The 16,954-nt window shown below is 70.3% G+C and carries 16 protein-coding genes; 13 read left to right on the top strand and 3 right to left on the bottom strand.

Features of this window, described 5'->3' with window-relative positions; genetic code table 11:
- Window positions 1-4 precede the first annotated feature (4 nt).
- Window positions 5-1,501, bottom strand: a complete 1,497-nt coding sequence (gene lysS, locus A4W93_RS23710) for a lysine--tRNA ligase (RefSeq protein WP_085752959.1) — start codon at window positions 1,499-1,501, stop codon at window positions 5-7.
- A gap of 98 nt (window positions 1,502-1,599) precedes the next feature.
- Here lysS and A4W93_RS23705 point away from each other — a divergent pair, with 98 nt between their 5' ends.
- The 11 genes from A4W93_RS23705 to A4W93_RS23655 are packed head-to-tail and all read left to right on the top strand — an operon-like array spanning window position 1,600 to window position 12,804.
- Complete coding sequence (locus A4W93_RS23705; RefSeq protein WP_085752958.1) at window positions 1,600-2,658, top strand: Gfo/Idh/MocA family protein; 1,059 nt, start codon at window positions 1,600-1,602, stop codon at window positions 2,656-2,658.
- Between the two features lie 3 nt (window positions 2,659-2,661).
- Window positions 2,662-3,243: an acyltransferase gene (locus A4W93_RS23700; RefSeq protein WP_085752957.1), complete on the top strand. Its 582-nt coding sequence runs from the start codon at window positions 2,662-2,664 to the stop codon at window positions 3,241-3,243.
- 2 nt (window positions 3,244-3,245) lie between these two features.
- Window positions 3,246-4,337 (top strand): DegT/DnrJ/EryC1/StrS family aminotransferase, encoded by a 1,092-nt coding sequence (locus tag A4W93_RS23695; protein ID WP_085754301.1) that lies wholly within the window; start codon window positions 3,246-3,248, stop codon window positions 4,335-4,337.
- Between the two features lie 4 nt (window positions 4,338-4,341).
- On the top strand, window positions 4,342-5,583 hold the full coding sequence (locus A4W93_RS23690) for a lipopolysaccharide biosynthesis protein (RefSeq protein WP_085752956.1): 1,242 nt from the start codon (window positions 4,342-4,344) through the stop codon (window positions 5,581-5,583).
- Window positions 5,564-6,169: an acyltransferase gene (locus A4W93_RS23685; protein WP_085752955.1), complete on the top strand. Its 606-nt coding sequence runs from the start codon at window positions 5,564-5,566 to the stop codon at window positions 6,167-6,169. The genes A4W93_RS23690 and A4W93_RS23685 overlap by 20 nt, the downstream gene beginning before the upstream one ends.
- A complete protein-coding gene (locus A4W93_RS23680; RefSeq protein ID WP_085752954.1) occupies window positions 6,169-7,236 on the top strand; it encodes a glycosyltransferase in 1,068 nt (355 codons plus the stop codon). Before A4W93_RS23685 ends, A4W93_RS23680 begins: the two co-directional genes overlap by 1 nt.
- Complete coding sequence (locus A4W93_RS23675; protein WP_085752953.1) at window positions 7,233-8,459, top strand: glycosyltransferase family 4 protein; 1,227 nt, start codon at window positions 7,233-7,235, stop codon at window positions 8,457-8,459. Before A4W93_RS23680 ends, A4W93_RS23675 begins: the two co-directional genes overlap by 4 nt.
- Before the next feature lie 13 nt (window positions 8,460-8,472).
- Entirely contained in the window at window positions 8,473-9,156 is a 684-nt protein-coding gene (locus A4W93_RS23670; RefSeq protein ID WP_085752952.1) for a class I SAM-dependent methyltransferase, read from the top strand.
- Between the two features lie 5 nt (window positions 9,157-9,161).
- Window positions 9,162-10,328: a DegT/DnrJ/EryC1/StrS family aminotransferase gene (locus A4W93_RS23665; protein ID WP_085752951.1), complete on the top strand. Its 1,167-nt coding sequence runs from the start codon at window positions 9,162-9,164 to the stop codon at window positions 10,326-10,328.
- Window positions 10,329-10,330: 2 nt separating this feature from the next.
- The gene (locus A4W93_RS23660) at window positions 10,331-10,927 is read left to right on the top strand and encodes a sugar transferase (protein WP_085752950.1); all 597 of its coding nucleotides are present in this window, start codon (window positions 10,331-10,333) and stop codon (window positions 10,925-10,927) included.
- A complete protein-coding gene (locus A4W93_RS23655) occupies window positions 10,924-12,804 on the top strand; it encodes a polysaccharide biosynthesis protein (protein ID WP_085752949.1) in 1,881 nt (626 codons plus the stop codon). Before A4W93_RS23660 ends, A4W93_RS23655 begins: the two co-directional genes overlap by 4 nt.
- Window positions 12,805-12,810: 6 nt before the next feature.
- On the opposite strand, the gene A4W93_RS23650 is transcribed toward A4W93_RS23655, so the two are convergent.
- Both A4W93_RS23650 and A4W93_RS23645 read right to left on the bottom strand, forming a co-directional pair.
- Window positions 12,811-13,911 (bottom strand): MraY family glycosyltransferase, encoded by a 1,101-nt coding sequence (locus A4W93_RS23650; RefSeq protein ID WP_085752948.1) that lies wholly within the window; start codon window positions 13,909-13,911, stop codon window positions 12,811-12,813.
- A 115-nt stretch (window positions 13,912-14,026) separates the two neighbouring features.
- The gene (locus tag A4W93_RS23645; RefSeq protein ID WP_099959973.1) at window positions 14,027-14,809 is read right to left on the bottom strand and encodes a glycosyltransferase family protein; all 783 of its coding nucleotides are present in this window, start codon (window positions 14,807-14,809) and stop codon (window positions 14,027-14,029) included.
- 199 nt (window positions 14,810-15,008) lie between these two features.
- Between A4W93_RS23645 and A4W93_RS23640 the strand changes: the two genes are divergently transcribed.
- Both A4W93_RS23640 and A4W93_RS23635 read left to right on the top strand, forming a co-directional pair.
- Window positions 15,009-16,265 (top strand): hypothetical protein, encoded by a 1,257-nt coding sequence (locus A4W93_RS23640; protein WP_157131761.1) that lies wholly within the window; start codon window positions 15,009-15,011, stop codon window positions 16,263-16,265.
- Window positions 16,216-16,950: a glycosyltransferase gene (locus tag A4W93_RS23635; protein WP_085752946.1), complete on the top strand. Its 735-nt coding sequence runs from the start codon at window positions 16,216-16,218 to the stop codon at window positions 16,948-16,950. The genes A4W93_RS23640 and A4W93_RS23635 overlap by 50 nt, the downstream gene beginning before the upstream one ends.
- Window positions 16,951-16,954: the final 4 nt, after the last annotated feature.

The following is a 16,954-nucleotide window of genomic DNA, read 5'->3' as shown; positions in this document are numbered from 1 at the left end:
AGGCTCAGCCTTCCTTGCGCAGCGAAGGGAACAGGATCACGTCCCGGATGCTCGGCGAATCGGTCACCAGCATCATCAGCCGGTCGAGGCCGATGCCGCAGCCGCCGGTCGGGGGCATGCCGTACTCCAGCGCGCGAATGAAGTCGGCGTCGTAGTACATCGCCTCCTCGTCGCCGGCTTCCTTGTTGGCCGCCTGGGACTGGAACCGCGCCGCCTGGTCTTCGGCGTCGTTCAGTTCGGAGAAGCCGTTCGCGTACTCGCGGCCGGTGATGAACAGCTCGAAGCGTTCGGTGATGGCCGGGTTCGAGTCGGACGCACGGGCCAGCGGCGACACCTCGACCGGGTAGTCGATGATGAAGGTGGGGTTCCAGAGCTTCTCCTCGACCACCGCCTCGAACAGGCCGAACTGCAGTTCGGGCAGCTTCCAGTGCGCGGGGGCTTCCTCGCCGGCCTTCTTCAGTCGGGCGCGCAGCACCTCGGCGTCGTCGGCTTCCTCGATCGACAGGCCGGCATGGGCCACCAGCGATTCGCGCACCGTCAGGCGGGCGAAGGCCGGTTCCAGGTCCACCGGCTGGCCGCCGTAGGACAGCGTGGCCGAGCCCGTGGCTTCACGGGCGGCGTGGCGCAGCACGTTTTCGGTGAAGTCCATCAGGTCGTGGTGGTTCCAGAACGCCGCGTAGAACTCCATCATCGTGAATTCCGGGTTGTGCCGGACCGAGATGCCTTCGTTGCGGAAGCTGCGGTTGATCTCGAACACGCGCTCGAAGCCGCCCACGATCAGGCGCTTGAGGTACAGCTCGGGGGCGATGCGCAGGTACATGTCCTGGTCGAGCGCGTTGTGGTGCGTGACGAACGGCTTGGCGTTCGCGCCGCCCGGGATCGGGTGCAGCATGGGCGTCTCGACTTCCATGAAGCCGTTGTCCACCATGAACTGGCGGATCGAGCTGATGGCCTTGCTGCGGGCGGCGAAACGCTTGCGGGCGTCGCCATCGGTGATGAGGTCGACGTAGCGCTGGCGGTATTTCTGCTCCTGGTCGCTCATGCCGTGGAACTTGTCCGGCAGCGGGCGCAGGCTCTTCGTGAGCAGGCGCAGCGACGTCACCTTGACCGACAGCTCGCCCGTCTTCGTCTTGAACAGCGTGCCCTCGGCGCCGAGGATGTCACCCAGGTCCCAGTGCTTGAACGCGGCATAGGCCTCCTCGCCGATGCCGTCGCGGGTGACGTACAGCTGGATCTGGCCGGTCGCGTCCTGCATCGTGGCGAAGCTCGCCTTGCCCATCACCCGGCGCAGCATCATGCGGCCGGCCACCGACACGGTCACGGCCAGCGGCTCGAGCGTCTCGTTGTCTTTCTCGCCGTGTTCGCCCACCAGCGCGGCCGCCCGGTGGGCCGGCTTGAAGTCGTTCGGGAAGGCGATGCCCTGTTTCCGGATGGCGGCGAGCTTCTCGCGGCGTTCGGCAATCAGGTGGTTCTCGTCGGGGGGCGGGGTGGGATGGCTCATGGGGCTTTCTCGAAGGAACCCGCGATTTTAGGGGCGCCGGGGCCGGGGCGCATAAAATCGGCCGTTTCATGCGGGCGTCCTGCCCGAAAAGTGCCTCCATGCCCGTCCCGTCCGTCATCCGTGACCGCAAGCTCCGACTGGCGCTCGTCGGCTGCGGCCGCATCTCGAAGAACCACATCGACGCGCTGAAGCAGCACGCCGACCGGGCCGAGTGGGTCGCCGTCTGCGACACGAACCCCGATTCGCTCGCCCGCGCCGTCGCCGACACGGGCGCCCCGGGTTTCGCCTCGCTCGACGAACTGCTCGCCGGCAGCAGCCCCGACCTGGTGGTGCTCGCCACGCCGAGCGGCCTGCACCCGCAGCAGGCCATCCGCGTCGCCCAGGCCGGCCGCCACGTGCTCAGCGAAAAGCCCATGGCCACCAAGTGGGACGAGGGTGTCGCGATGGTGCGCGCCTGCCGCGACGCGGGCGTCAAGCTCTTCGTCGTGAAGCAGAACCGGCTCAACGCCACGCTGCAACTCGTCAAGCGCGCGGTGGACCAGGGGCGCTTCGGCCGCCTCGCGATGGTCAACGTCAATGTCTTCTGGACGCGCCCCCAGGCCTACTACGACGCCGCCCCGTGGCGCGGCCGCTGGGACATGGACGGCGGCGCCTTCATGAACCAGGCGAGCCACTACGTCGACATGGTCGACTGGCTGGTGGGTCCGGTCGACAACGTGCACGCGTACACCGCCACGCTCGCCCGCAACATCGAGGCCGAGGACACCGGCGTGATGAGCCTGCGTCTGCGCAGCGGCGCGCTCGCCTCGGTCAACGTGACGATGCTCACGCACAACCGCAACTTCGAGGGCAGCATCACGCTGCTCGGCGAACGCGGCACGGTGCGCGTGGGCGGCGTGGCCGTCAACAAGATCGAGCACTGGGAGTTCGACGCGCCCCACGCCGACGACGCCCTCGTGCAGCAGGCGAGCTACGGCGTCGAGAGCGTCTACGGCCCCGGCCACCCGCTGTACTACGACAACGTGATCCGCACGTTGCGCGGCGAGGCGCACGCCCACGTCGACGGCTACGAGGGCCTGCGGTCGCTCGAGGTGCTGATCGCCGCGTACCGCTCCGCCCGCGACGGCGTGCGCGTGGGCCTGCCGCTGGTGTTCTGACCGATGCCAGCGGCCACCATCCACCCGTCCGCCATCGTCGACGACGGCGCCGTGCTCGGCGAGGGCACCCGTGTGTGGCACTTCGCCCACGTGTGCGCCGGCGCCCGCATCGGTGACGGCTGTTCGCTCGGGCAGGGCGTGTACGTCGGCAACCACGTGCGCATCGGGCACCGCGTGAAGATCCAGAACAACGTGTCGGTGTACGACGCGGTCACGCTGGAGGACGACGTGTTCTGCGGCCCGAGCATGGTGTTCACGAACGTGTTCAACCCGCGCTCGGCCGTCGTGCGCAAGAACGAATACCGGCACACGCTGGTGCGCCAGGGCGCCACGCTCGGCGCCAACTGCACCATCGTGTGCGGCACCACCGTCCACCCGTACGCCTTCGTGGGCGCGGGCGCCGTGGTCAGCCGCGACGTGCCGGCCTTCGCGCTGGTGGTGGGCGTGCCGGCGAAGCAGATCGGCTGGATGAGCCGCCACGGCGAACGCCTCGACCTGCCGCTCACCGGCGACGGCGAGGCCACGTGCCCGGCCACGGGCGAACGGTACCGGCTGCGCGACGGGGTCTGCGAGGTCATCGAGTGAGCCTGCCCTTCATCGACCTGGCGTCGCAGTACGCCGCGCTGAAAGACCGCATCGCGGAACGCATGCAGCGCGTGCTCGACCACGGCCAGTACATCATGGGCCCCGAAGTCGCCGAGCTGGAAGGCCAGCTCGCCGCGTTCACCGGCGCCCGCCACTGCATCACCGTGTCGAGCGGCACCGAGGCGCTGCTGATCGCACTGATGGCGCTCGACCTGAAGCCCGGCGACGAGGTCATCACCACGCCGTTCACCTTCGCCGCCACCGCCGAGACCATCGTGCTGCTGGGCGGCGTGCCGGTCTTTGTCGACATCGAACCCGACACCTGCAACCTCGACGTCTCGCTGGTCGAGGCCCGCATCACACCCCGCACCCGCGCCATCATGCCGGTGAGCCTGTACGGCCAGGTGGCCGACATGGCGCCGCTGAACGCCATCGCCGCGCGGCACGGCCTCCCCGTCATCGAGGACGCGGCCCAGAGCTTCGGCGCCACGTACCAGGGCGCCCGCAGCGGTGCGCTGAGCACGTTCGGCTGCACGAGCTTCTTCCCCAGCAAGCCGCTGGGCTGCTATGGCGACGGTGGTGCCATCTTCACGAGCGACGACACGCTCGCCCGGGCCTGCCGCGAGATCCGTGTGCACGGCCAGAGCGCGCGCTACACCCACACCCGCGTGGGCGTGGGCGGCCGCATGGACACGCTGCAGTGCGCCATCGTGCTCGCCAAGCTCGAGCGCTTCGAGTGGGAGCTGCAGCGCCGCCGCGAGATCGGTGCGCGGTACTCGCAACTGCTCGACGGCAGCGGCGTGCAGTTGTTGACGGTGCGCCCCGACCGCGAGTGCGTGTGGGGGCAGTACACCGTGTTCGTTGAGCGGCGCGCCGAGGTCCAGGCGCACCTGCAGGCCGCCGGCATTCCCACCGCCGTGCACTACCCGAAGCCGCTGCACCGGCAGCCGGCGTATGCCGCGCACGCGGGCGACGCCGCCTTCCCCGTGAGCGATGCCGCGAGCGAACGGGTGATGAGCCTGCCGATGAGCGCGGACCTCACCGAGGCCCAGCAGGACCGGGTCGTCGAGGCCCTGCGGCGGTCGCTCGCCTGACCCCATGCACAGCCGGCCCGATGGTCTGCTGAAGGCGACGCTGACCCTGCTGGCCGGCGGCGCCGTGGCCCAGGCCATCCCGCTGCTGCTCGGGCCGTGGCTCACGCGGCTCTATACCCCGGACGAGTTCGGGCACTACACCGCGTTCGCGGCGCTGGCGGCCAACGTCGCGGTGATCGCCTGCGCGCGCTACGACTTCGCGCTGCCGCTCGCCCGCGACGAGGACGAGGCCCGCGACCTGATGGCGCTGTGCCTGCGGGTCCTCGCCGCCGTCACGTTGTGCTGCGTGCCGCTCGCGTGGATCGCGGGCGAGGTGTTCGGGCTCGCGTTGTGGGCCTGGCTGCCCGTGGCGGTGGCCGCGGCCGGCCTGGTGCAGTGCCTCACGCTGTGGGCCACGCGCGCGCAGCACTTCCGCCGGGTGTCGGGCAGCCGGGTCACGCAGTATGGCGGGGCCGCGGTGCTGCAGGTGGCCGGGGGTGTCGCCCACCTGGGCCCGGCGGGCCTCGTGGGCGGGCCGGTGGTGGCGGCCCTCGCGGCCTGCGCCTGGTTCACCGGCCCCGTGCCGAAGGGCGGCTGGCGTGCGCTGCTGCACACGCCGCGCGCCGCGCTGGCCGCGGTGGCGCGCCGGCACCGCGAATTCCCGCTGCTCAACACGCCCCATGCCTTCGCGGGCGCGCTGCAGGACACGCTCGCCGTGGTGCTGCTCGTGGCCTGGACCGGTGAGGCCGCCGCCGGCTTCTGGGGCCTCGCGCTGCGTTACCTGAAGGCGCCGGCCACGCTCGTGGGCAGCGCGGTGTCGCAGGCGCTGTACCCGAAGCTCGCGCACGCGGCCCCCGACGACGCCCGCCGCGCGGTGCGGCAGGTGATGGGCATGCTCGCGGCGATCGCCGTGCCGCTGGTGCTGGTGCTGGTGATCACGGGGCCGTCGCTGTTCGCGTGGCTGTTCGGCGAACGCTGGCGGCCCGCCGGCGAGCTGGCGCGGGCGCTGGCCCCGTACATCGGCGCGCACTTCGTCGCCGCCCCGCTGGCCGTCGTGACCCTCGCGTGGCGCGCCCAGGGCTGGGCGCTGCGCTTCTCGCTCGTGGGCCAGGCGGTGTTCCTGGCCGCGCTCGCCGCGGGACTGCACTTCGGCGGCCTGCTGGGCGGCGCCTGGGCCGTGTCGGCCGGCATGACGCTGTACTTCGGGGCCTACTTCTGGTGCCTCGCGACGTGGAAGGAGGTGCCGCATGGCGCTGCTGCCGCTTAGGGCCTGGACCAACCGCGCGCGCCGGTGGCTGTGGCACCGGCTCTTCTTCCGCATCGTGTTCGGCGAGCGCGCGGCCGACGGCCGGCTGCTGCCGCTCACGCGCCTCTCGCCCACCACGTGCATCGAACACGAGGACCAACTGCAGCTCGCCGACAACGTGTTCATCGGCCACTTCAACTTCATCGAGGCGAGCCACGGCGTGCGCATCGACGCCGGCGTGCAGATCACCAACTACGTCAGCATCGTGAGCCACAGCTCGCACCGCAGCCTGCGCCTGATGGGGGACGCGTACGGCGAGGTGCCCGAGGGCGGCCGGCCGGGCTTCGTCGCGGGGCCCGTGCACATCGGCGGGTTCAGCTTCATCGGCCCGCACAGCGTGATCGAGCCGAACACCACGCTCGGGAAGGGCTGCCTCGTGCTGTCGCACAGCCGCGTGCGGGGCGACTTTCCCGACTTCGCGGTGATCGGCGGTGCCCCCGCGACGGTGGTGGGCGACACCCGCGACGGCGACGCGGTGCTGCTCGAACGGCACCCGGCCTGGCGACCGCACTACGAGGCCTGGGCGGGCCGCGGGGAGGCGTGCTGATGCGCTACGTGCTGTTCGGCGACGGCGAGAGCCCGCACCTGCTCAAGTGGGCGCGTGCGCTCGCGGCCGTGCCGGGACTGTCGCTGTGGGTCGCTTCCAGCCGCGGCTTCCTGCCCGAGCTGCAGGGCCTCGTGCCGCCGTCGCAGCGGCTCGCGCTCGGCAACGACCCGGCCCACGGCGGCGGCAATGTGGGCCTGCTCCGGTCGCTGCCCCGCCTCGGCTGGTGGCTGCGCGACGTGGATGCGGACTGGATCAACGCCCACTACCTGACCTCGCACGGCACGCTCGCCTGGCTGGCCAAGCGCCTGTGGCGCCTGCGCGCGCGGCTCGTGGGCTCGGCGTGGGGCAGCGACATCCTCGTGACCCCTGCACGCTCGACGCCCTACCGCGTGCTGACCCGCCGCGTGCTGCGGGCCTGCGCCGTGTGCACCAGCGACTCGCTGCACATGACCTCGCGCATGCAGGCCCTCGGCGCGCGGGACGTGATGACCTTCCCGTTCGGTCTCGACACGCTGCCGCCGGCCCCGCCGGCGAAGGACCCGTGGCTGTTCTACGCGAACCGCGGCCTGGAGCCGATCTACCGTCCCGAGCGCGTGCTGGCGCTGTTCGCCCAGGTGCTGCGGCACCGCCCGGAGGCCCGCCTCGTGGTGGCGAACGACGGCTCGCTGCGCGAGTCGCTGGAACGCAAGACGCGCGACCTCGGCATCGACGAGGCCGTCACCTTCACCGGCCGGCTCGACGCCGAGTCGCAGGCGCGGTGCTATGGCCGCGCGCAGTGGTACGTGAGCCTGCCCGGGAGCGATTCGGTCGCCGTGTCCGTGCTCGAGGCGATGGCCCACGGCTGCGTGCCGCTGCTGAGCGACCTGCCGGCCAACCGCGAGCTGGTGCGCGACGGCGACAACGGCCTGATCGTCACGGACCCGGCCGCGCCACCCGCCCTCGAACCGCTGCGCGAACGTGCCGCCGCCATCGCCGCCGCCAACCGCGACTGGGTGGCGCAGCACGCCCTGTTCCCACCCGCCGTGGCGCGCCTGCTCGACCGCCTGAAAGAATTCCCCCCGGCATGAACATCCTGCTGCTCAACCATTACGCCGGTTCGCCGCGCCACGGCATGGAGTTCCGGCCGTACTACCTGGCCCGCGAATGGGTGCGCGCCGGGCACCGGGTGCAGATCGTCGCCGCGTCGTACTCGCACGTGCGCGCACGCCAGCCCGAGGTGGTCGGCGCCCCGGTGGACGAGGTCATCGACGGCATCGCCTACCGCTGGTGGCCCGTGCCGGCCTACGTGGGCAACGGCGTGGGCCGCGTGCGCAACATCGCCACGTTCCTCTGGCAGGTGTGGCGCGACGCGCGGCGCCAGGTCGAGGCCTTCCGGCCCGACGTGGTGATCGCGTCGAGCACGTACCCGATGGACATCTGGGTCGCCCGCCGCCTCGCGCGGCTCGCGAAGGCGAAGCTCGTGTACGAGGTGCACGACCTGTGGCCGGCCTCGCCGGTGGAGCTGTCGGGCATGTCGCCGCGGCACCCGTTCATCGTGATGTGCCAGAAGGCCGAGAACGACGCGTACCGCGACGCCGATGCCGTCGTGTCGATGCTGCCGAAGGTGGCCGGCCACATGGCCGCGCACGGGCTCGACCTGGCGAAGCTGCACATCGTGCCCAACGGCATCTCGCCCGAGGAGTGGGCGGGCGACGCGCCGCCGCTCGACGCCGCCGTGCGCGAACGCATCGCCCGCGAACGTGCGGCCGGCCGTGCCATCGTGGGCTACGCGGGTTCGCATGGCGAACCGAACGCGCTCGACGTGCTGCTCGACGCCGCCGCCACGATGCGCGACGAGCCGGTGTCCTTCGTGCTGGTGGGCGACGGCCACGAGAAGCAGCGGCTCGCCGCACGCGTGGCGGCCGAGGGCCTCGACCGTGTGGTGATGCTGCCGCCGGTGCCGAAGGCGCAGATCCCGGCGCTGCTGGCCGAGTTCGACATCGCGTACATCGGCTGGCAACGGGTGCCGCTGTACCGCTTCGGCATCGCGCCGAACAAGCTGATGGACTACATGATGGCGGGCCGGGCCGTGCTGCATTCGGTGGAGGCCGGCAACGACCCGGTCGCCGAGGCCGGCTGCGGCCTGACGGTGCCCCCCGAATCCGCGCCGGCCGTGGCCGACGGGCTGCGCCGCCTGCTGGCGGCGAGTCCGGCCGAGCGCGCGGCGATGGGCGAACGCGGCCGGGCGTTCGTCCAGGCCCACCACACCTACCCGGTGCTCGCGGACCGGTTCCTGAAGGCGGTGACATGAAAGCAGAGCGGCCATGAACGAACCCGAAGCGGTCGCCGAACGGTACGCGCGGCGCACGGCGGGCGACCGCTACAGCCTCGTGCGCCCCGACGTCTGGCAGACCGTGCACGAGCGGCAGCGGGCCATGCTCGGCTTCTTCGCGCGCGAGGGCCTCGGCGACCTGTCGGCCGTGCGTCTGATGGAGGTGGGCTGCGGCGCCGGCGGCAACCTGCTCGAGTTGCTGCGCGCCGGGTTCCGCCCCGAACACCTGAGCGGGGTCGAGCTGCTGGCCGACCGGTTCGCCGCGGCCCGGGCCGTGCTGCCGCCGTCGCTGGCGCTGCACGCCGGCGACGCGCTGCAGCTGGAGGTGCCGGCCGCGTCGCTCGACATCGTCTTCGTCTCCACCGTGTTCTCGTCGCTGCTCGACGACGGCTTCCAGCAGCGCCTGGCCGACACGATGTGGCGCTGGGTGCGGCCCGGCGGTGCGGTGCTCTGGTACGACTTCACGGTGAACAACCCGCGCAACCGCGACGTGCGCGGCGTGCCGCTGTCGCGCGTGCGCGCGCTGTTCCCGCACGGCCGCATCGCCACGCGGCGCGTCACGCTCGCCCCGCCCATCGCCCGCACGGTGACCCGCCTGCACCCCGCGCTCTACACTCTCTTCAACACCCTGCCGGTGCTGCGCACGCACGCGCTGTGCTGGATCGCCAAGCCCTGATCGCCATGTCTTCCTCCGAACTTCCCTTCCTGCCCTTCGCGCTCCCCGACATCGACGACGAGGACATCGCCGAGGTGGTCGACACGCTGAAGTCGGGCTGGATCACCACCGGCCCGAAAACCCGCCGGTTCGAGGCCGACTTCACCGCGTTCCTCGGCGACCCGTCGCTGCAGTCGATGGCGGTGAACTCGGCCACGGCCGGCCTGCACCTCGCGCTGGAGGCGCTGGGCATCGGCCCCGGCGACGAGGTCATCACCACCACGCACACGTTCACCGCCACGGCCGAGGTGGTGCGCTACCTCGGTGCCGACGTGGTGCTGGTCGACATCGACCCCGCCACGCTGAACCTCGACGTCGACGCGGTGGAAGCCGCCATCACGCCGCGCACGAAGGCCGTGATCCCGGTGCACTTCGGCGGCCTGGCCGTCGACATGCCGCGCCTGCTCGCGCTCGCGAAGCGCCATGGCCTCAAGGTGGTGGAAGACGCCGCGCACGCGCTGCCCACCACCGTGGGCGGCCGCCTCGTGGGCACGCTCGACTCCGACGTCACGGTGTTCAGCTTCTACGCGAACAAGACCATCACGACGGGCGAGGGCGGCATGGTCGTCACGCGCGACCCGGCCATCGCCAAGCGCATCCAGGTGATGCGCCTGCACGGCATCAGCCGCGACGCGTTCGACCGCTTCCAGTCGAAGGCGCCCAGCTGGTATTACGAGGTCATCGCCCCGGGCTTCAAGTACAACCTGACCGACATCGCCTCGGCGCTCGGCCTCCACCAGCTGCGCAAGGCGCAGCGCTTCCAGCAGCGCCGCGCGGCCCTGGCGGCCCTCTACGACGAGGCGCTGGCGGGCCTGCCCATCGTGCTGCCGCCGAAGGCGCCGGCGGGCGACGTGCACTCGTGGCACCTGTACCCCATCCGCCTCGGCGACGCGGTGGCCGTGCCACGCGAGACCGTGATCGAACGCCTCTTCGCCGCCGGCATCGGGTGCAGCGTGCACTACATCCCGCTGCACCTGCAGCCCTACTGGCGCGAACGCGGCGGGCTGCGGGCGGAGCAGTTCCCGCATTCGCAGCACGCCTATGAGCGCAGCCTGACGCTGCCGCTCTACACCCGCATGGCCGACGGCGACGTGGCCCGCGTCGCCGCCGCGCTGCGCGCCGCCATCGCGTGACCATGGCCAAGCGGTGCTTCGACGTGCTGCTCGCGGGGCTCGGGCTCCTCGTGCTTTCGCCGCTGCTGCTCGCGCTCGCCGCCTGGATCAAGTTCGACTCGCCCGGCCCCGTGTTCTACCGCCAGGTGCGCGTGGGACGCGGCGGCCGCCCGTTCCGCATCCACAAGCTGCGCACGATGGCCGATGCGCCCGCGGGCGCCGGACCGGAGATCACGGTGGGCGCCGACCGCCGGATCACGCGGGCCGGCCGCGTGCTGCGGCACTACAAGCTCGATGAACTCGTGCAGCTGATCGACGTGCTCAAGGGCGACATGAGCCTCGTGGGCCCGCGTCCGGAGGTGCCCCGCTACGTCGCGTTGTACCCGGCCGACGTGCGCGACCGGGTGCTCAGCGTGCGTCCGGGCATCACCGACCCCGCATCGCTCGAGTACCGCGACGAGGCGGCCGTCCTCGCCGCCGCGGCCGACCCCGAGGCCGAGTACGTCAACGTGGTGATGCCGGCGAAACTCGCGCTCGCCGTCCGGTACGTCGAGCAGGCCTCGCTCGCCACCGACCTGCGGCTGATCGGCCGCACCCTGCGCCTCGTGTTCCTTCCATGACCTCCTCCCTCACGATCTGGCACCGCCTCGACGGCTTCCTCGCCCGGGTGCGGCCGCACCGCCAGCCGCTGTCGCTCGCCGTGGACGGCCTGATGGTCGCGTTCAGCTGGAACGTCACCTACCTGTTCCGCCTCGGCTTCGAGCGCTGGCTGTCCGCGCGGCCCGGCTACGACGGGTGGGTGATGGCCGGCGTGATCGTGGTGTACCTCTCGGTGTTCGCGCTCGCGGGCATTCCCCGCGGCATGTGGCGCTTCGCGGGCTTCGGCGAGGTCAAGCGGCTCACCATCGCGTGCCTCGTGGCCGGCGCGGTCTGCGCCATCGCGGTGTCGATGGCGCAGCTGCACCAGGTGCCCCGCGCGGTGCTGGCGCTGCACCCCTTCATCGCGCTGATGGCCGTGTTCGGCGTGCGCATCGCGTACCGCATGCTGTACGAGCAGGCGCGCTCGCGCATCACGGGCAGCGACACCGAGGTGCGCCGCGCCATCGTGATGGGCGCGGGCGAGGCCGCCAAGCGGCTGCTGGCCACCATCCACCAGCAGGGCTGGATCGTGCTCGGGCTGCTCGACGACGACCCGGCGAAGCAGGGCGCCCGCATCGGCGGCGTCGAGGTGCTGGGGCCGCTGGCCGACGTGGGCCGGCCCGACGTGATCGCCGGGGCGACCCACGTGATCGTCGCGCTGCCCGGGTCGTCCGCGGCCCGGCGCCGGCGTGCGGTGGACCTCGCGGCGTCGGCCGGCCTGCCGGTGCTGACCGTGCCGTCGATGAGCGAACTCCAGGACGGCAGCGCGCGCATCGAACGCGTCCGCACCATCGAACCGGAAGACCTGCTCGGCCGCGAGCCGGTGGTGCTCGACGAACCCGGCGTCTCGGGCCTGATCTCGGGCAAGACGGTGCTCGTGACCGGCGCCGGCGGCTCCATCGGCTCGGAGTTGTGCCGCCAGATCGCGCGCTACGGCCCGTCGCGCCTCGTGCTGTTCGAGCAGAGCGAGTTCGCGCTGTACCAGGTCGAGCAGCAACTGGCCGAACTCCATCCGCACCTGCCGCTCGTGCGCCTGATCGGCGACGTGAAGCAGCTCCCGCAGATCGAACACGCCTGCCTCGCGCACCGCCCGCAACTCGTGGTGCATGCCGCGGCCTACAAGCACGTGCCGCTGATGGAGGACGAGAACGCCTGGCTCGCCGTGAGGAACAACACGCTCGGCACGTGGCACGCCGCGACGGCCGCCGCGCGCTGCGGCGCCGAACGTTTCGTGCTGATCTCGACCGACAAGGCGGTGAACCCCACCAACGTGATGGGCGCGAGCAAACGCGCGGCCGAGATGGTGCTGTCCCACATGGCCACGCAGGACCACGCCACCTCGTTCGTCGCGGTGCGTTTCGGCAACGTGCTGGGTTCGAGCGGCAGCGTCATCCCGAAGTTCAAGGAACAGATCGCCAAGGGCGGCCCGATCACGGTCACCCACCCGGAGATCACCCGCTACTTCATGACCATCCCCGAGGCCGCGCGCCTCGTGCTGCAGGCGGCGGCGCTGGCCGGCAGCGGCGAGGTGTACGTGCTCGACATGGGCGAGCCCGTCAAGATCGTCGACCTCGCGCGCGACCTGATCCGCCTGTCCGGCCACCGCGACGGGGAGATCCCCATCGTGTTCAGCGGCCTGCGCCCGGGCGAGAAGCTCTACGAGGAGCTGCTGGCGGATGCGGACGACACGCTGGCGTCGAAACACCCGCGGCTGCGCATCGCGCGGCTGCAGGAGCGGGCGGGGGACGACTGGATGCAGGCGCTGCTGGCCTGGCTCGACAGCGTGGATGGGGCCACCGAGCCGGCGGCGTGCCGGCGGGCGCTCAAGCGGTTCGTGCCGGAGTACGACGCGCGCTGAATCCGCTCAGCGGTGGCGGCGGAACACCATCCAGCGGGGCGTCTTGAAACGCACGATGCGGGCGTAGAGCCACACGTACGCGATCACGAAGGCCAGCAGGAACCACGACAGGATCGCCGTGCTGTTCCACCACAGCACGCTCGGGATCACCGAGGTCAGGCACAGCAGCCACAGGTACGGCGACGTCATCGAGTTGCGGCGCGTGAGGCGCCGGCGCTCGAGGTTGTTCTGCAGCGTCCAGCGGATCAGGCGGCGGTGGATCAGCGTGTGCAGGTGGATGCCGTCGGGCGCCGCCGTGGCCACGCCCCGCACGAACTTGCGCCGGTACATCGTGAAGATGGTCTCGAAGATGGGGTAGGCGCAGAGCAGCAGCGGGAAGATGGGCGAGACGTTGGCGTTGCGGTGCACGAGCAGGATGCCCAGCTCGGCCAGCAGGAACCCGAGCAGGTAGGCGCCGCCGTCACCCAGGAAGATCAGGCCCGCGGGGAAGTTCCAGACGAAGAAGCCCAGCACGGCGCCCGCCGTGATGAGGCAGGCCGTGAAGACGAAGGTGTCGCCCACCTGGAACGCCACGTACGCCATGGCCAGGATCATCATGAACACGCACATCGACGCGAGGCCGTTGAAGCCGTCGATGATGTTGATGGCGTTGGCGACGCCGGCCACCGTGAACAGCGTGAGCGCGACGGCGAACGGGGTCCAGGGCAGCAGCAGGTCGAGTCCGGGGATGTGCGTCCGCAGGATGAGCCCGTTGAGCAGCCAGGCTGCGAGGCCGGCTGAGACGGCCGTGGCCAGGAGTCGCCAACGGGGCGTGACTTTCTTGGTCAGGTCTTCCGCGATGCCGGCGCCGAACGCCGGTAGCGCGCAGGCCATCAGCAACCAGATGGAGGGAGCGAAGGGCGCGTGGTTCATCTCGGCGACGATCGCGCCGGCCACCAGGCCGAGCATGACGCCGATGCCACCCACGCGGGGGACGGGACGCGCATGGAATTTCTGGACGCCGCGCAGGTCATGGTCGGCGAACAAGTTCGCGAAACGTACCGATGATCGCATCGTTATCAAGGTGGCAAACAGGCCGGCTAGAAAACAGCTGGTGAAATAGATCATGGACGCGGGCAGTTGATACAGCCTGATTCGGCCGTCCTGGAACAACCGGTACGAATCGAAGCTCGCATTGTGACGCCAGTGCCCGGCCGAGCAAGGGCGAACGAGGGCAAATCGATCAGGAATTCGGATGCCGGGCGCGGCGATCCAGGGTGACCCGCCAGAACGCCCGGGATGTCCAGACCTTCAGCAGGCTTTCGACGTGCCAGCGCAGGTACTTGAAGGCGCGATGGCTGTCCCGTTGCGCATCGTGGATGGCACTGGCGGCGGCCACCGGCGCCAGCGCGTAACCTGCGGCATAGACCCTGGCGCACAGGTCGTAGTCCTCGCAGTAGAGGAAGAAGCGTTCGTCGAAGCCTCCCACGGCCCGGAAAGCGTCCGCCCGCGCCAACAGGAACATGCCGGCGAGCCAGTAGAACGGCTGGCCGGCCACCGCAGGCTGGTCGACCTGCAGTGCCAAGCGGTGTCCGCGGCTTCGCCGCAGCAGCGAGGGGAGGGTCAGGTTTCCGCGCACGGCGTCCTCGGGCCGGCCGGACGAACCGACGATGGTTGGCGCGACCAGCGCGAGCCGGGGGTCGGCCGATGTGGCCGCCTCCAAGGCCGGGAACGGGTTCCGAGGGAGGCGCAGGTCGGGATTCAGGATCCCGAACCAGGCCGTGTCGTCGCGGCATTGCTGGAAGGCCGCGTTGTGGTTGGCGCCGAACCCCTTGGGCTCGGCGTTGTGGATGACGTCGATGGACAGGGGAGGGTAGGCCTGCGGGTCGAAACGTGCGTCCGGAACGTTCAGGGTGACGATCACGCGGAGCGAGCTGGCTTCGGGCAGGGCCGCCAGGTCACCCAGCAGGGCGGGAAGCAGGGCGGTGTGGCCGTGGCTGATGATCGAGAGGGTCAGGTTTCTCAAGGCACAGGGTCCGGAACGAAGGGAGGGCGCCCCGCCGGCCGATCCGGCGCTGAAGGCGTGCACACGATAGCGCAGCTTCGGTGCAGGGGCGGGAGCGGTCGCCGGCAAGCGTGTGCGAATGAACGATAATCCGGTGCTGCCCACTGGACAGGTGCGCGAGCGTGCAGTCCCGCCATTGTGTTGACCCGAACCCTGCCCCGTGTACGAATTCCTCCTGACCCACAAACTGCTGACCGGACTGATCGGCTTGCTGTTGTCAGTGACCGTGGGCGCTGCCCTGGGCGGGCGAGGACTGGGGCTGAGGTCGATGGCCTACGGGTTCGGCCCCATGCTCGCGCTCGCGTTCTACGTCGCTCTGCTGTTCGCCGACTCGCCGCCCAACCTCGTTGACTTGCTCTCCGTGATCACGTTCGAGCTGGTGGTCTTCGTCATGTACCTCATGCTGCTGCGGCGCCTGCTGGCATGCGTACGGGAGATCCCGGTTGACGAGGTGAATCGCAGCCTCAAGATCTCCGTCGTGCTCCAGATCGTGTTCGCAGTGCCCATCGTGGCCAGCGGCGGTTTCGGCATCTTCTCCGAAGGCGCGCGCATCGAGTACATCTACGCCGGGTCGCTGCCGAAATACTTTACGTACGCCGGCCTGATGGTGGCCACGACCCAGGCGGCGTTGCTCGCCTCCCGCATCACGCACACCGGCGGTATCGGCTGGCCCGGCGCGCTCGCGCTGCTGATGAACCTCGGCCTGTCCGTCGCGGCGGGGTCCAAGGGGGGCGCGTTTCTCTGGATGTTTTCTGTCGCGGCACTGGTGGACTACCGGCGTGCGCGCATCCCGAAGACGCTGCAGTTGCTGGTGGCGGTGGGCGGGGCCGGCGCCCTCGTCGTGTCGTCGATCATCATCGCCGACTTCATCGGCATCACCACGGAACAGTTCACCGACCTCGCGTTGTCACGCTTCTTTCTGAACAACGACGCGCGTTCGCTGGCCTTCGATCTGCGCAGCCAGGTGACCGCCGAGACCGGTCTGCTCTCGGAGAGCTTCCGTTCGCTCGGCAACCTGTTCGGGTCGCCACCACGCAATGATCCGCTCGGCGTGCTGCTCTATGCCCAACGGCTGGGCGTGACGAACGGCAGTGGCGCCAACGCGAGCCTGATGGCCCTGGTCACGTTCTATTCGACGCCGGGCTACGCCACAATTCCCGCGCTGTTCGGCTCGCTTGCGGTTGGGGGGCTGGCATGGCTCTTCTTCCACTGCGCCCGGGCCATGCGTCATCGCGCCAACCAAGGTGCAGTCCTCACCCTGGGTCTCATCGCCGTGGTGATGTTCTCCCAGGATTTTCTCGCCTTCCAGGTGGTGATGCCCCTCGCCATCGTCACCATCGCCGTGATGGCGATGCTTGATCAACGACATGACCGCTCAAGCCGAATTCACTCCAAACACGTCCAGCCCGCTGCTTAGCGTGATCATTCCCGCGATCGACGCCGACGTGGAGCTCCGGCGATGCGTCGACTCCATCCACCTGGCCTGCGGGAACGGGCCCGAGTGCGAGGTCCTGATCGTGATGCCGCCGGCCCGCATCGAACACGCCCGCAAGCTCCTTCAGGGCGTGTCGTTCGTTGCCGAGCGCAGGCGGGGGATCTATGCCGCGATGAATGACGGCCTGGCCGCGGCCCGGGGCCGCTACCTGTACTTCATCGGCAAGGACGACATCGTCCTGCCCCCGTTCGCCGAGGTGCTGAAGGTGTTGCGCGAGGATGCACCGTCGTCGGTGTTCTGCGACGTCTACTGGGGCAGCACCGGGATTTTCACCGGCAGGCCATCCCGCTGGCGCGTGCTGCTGAAGAACTTCTGCCATCAGGGCATCGTGTACTCGCGCGAGGCTCTGGAGAAACACGGTCCCTACCTGCGCAAGATGCGTGTGCAGGCCGATCATTTCGTGAACATCAAGGTGCTGTGGGACCGGTCTCTCGGCGCCGGCCCCCGCTATGTGCCGGGCGCGCGCGTCTGGTATTCGGGCGACGGCTTCTCATCGGTCGCCCGGGATCCGGTGTTCTGGCGCTTGTATCCCGTCGTGATGCGACGGTACGTCGGCGCGTTCGCCTCCTGGCTGCTGATTGCGTCCCGCAAGGTGCGGGGGCGCTGAACTT

Source organism: Piscinibacter gummiphilus (assembly GCF_002116905.1).
GTDB classification, from domain to species: domain Bacteria; phylum Pseudomonadota; class Gammaproteobacteria; order Burkholderiales; family Burkholderiaceae_C; genus Rhizobacter; species Rhizobacter gummiphilus.
Note: the sequence above shows the minus strand (reverse complement) of the source record. Positions and strands in the feature narration are given on the sequence as shown.

Coding starts and splice junctions, on each gene's coding strand:
- A4W93_RS23650 (WP_085752948.1), bottom strand. CDS start 13,911: ATGATCTATTTCACCAGCTGTTTTCTAGCCGGCCTGTTTGCCACCTTG.
- A4W93_RS23675 (WP_085752953.1), top strand. CDS start 7,233: ATGAACATCCTGCTGCTCAACCATTACGCCGGTTCGCCGCGCCACGGC.
- A4W93_RS23690 (WP_085752956.1), top strand. CDS start 4,342: ATGCACAGCCGGCCCGATGGTCTGCTGAAGGCGACGCTGACCCTGCTG.
- A4W93_RS23680 (WP_085752954.1), top strand. CDS start 6,169: ATGCGCTACGTGCTGTTCGGCGACGGCGAGAGCCCGCACCTGCTCAAG.
- A4W93_RS23655 (WP_085752949.1), top strand. CDS start 10,924: ATGACCTCCTCCCTCACGATCTGGCACCGCCTCGACGGCTTCCTCGCC.
- A4W93_RS23635 (WP_085752946.1), top strand. CDS start 16,216: ATGACCGCTCAAGCCGAATTCACTCCAAACACGTCCAGCCCGCTGCTT.
- A4W93_RS23660 (WP_085752950.1), top strand. CDS start 10,331: ATGGCCAAGCGGTGCTTCGACGTGCTGCTCGCGGGGCTCGGGCTCCTC.
- A4W93_RS23665 (WP_085752951.1), top strand. CDS start 9,162: ATGTCTTCCTCCGAACTTCCCTTCCTGCCCTTCGCGCTCCCCGACATC.
- A4W93_RS23705 (WP_085752958.1), top strand. CDS start 1,600: ATGCCCGTCCCGTCCGTCATCCGTGACCGCAAGCTCCGACTGGCGCTC.
- lysS (WP_085752959.1), bottom strand. CDS start 1,501: ATGAGCCATCCCACCCCGCCCCCCGACGAGAACCACCTGATTGCCGAA.
- A4W93_RS23670 (WP_085752952.1), top strand. CDS start 8,473: ATGAACGAACCCGAAGCGGTCGCCGAACGGTACGCGCGGCGCACGGCG.
- A4W93_RS23700 (WP_085752957.1), top strand. CDS start 2,662: ATGCCAGCGGCCACCATCCACCCGTCCGCCATCGTCGACGACGGCGCC.
- A4W93_RS23685 (WP_085752955.1), top strand. CDS start 5,564: ATGGCGCTGCTGCCGCTTAGGGCCTGGACCAACCGCGCGCGCCGGTGG.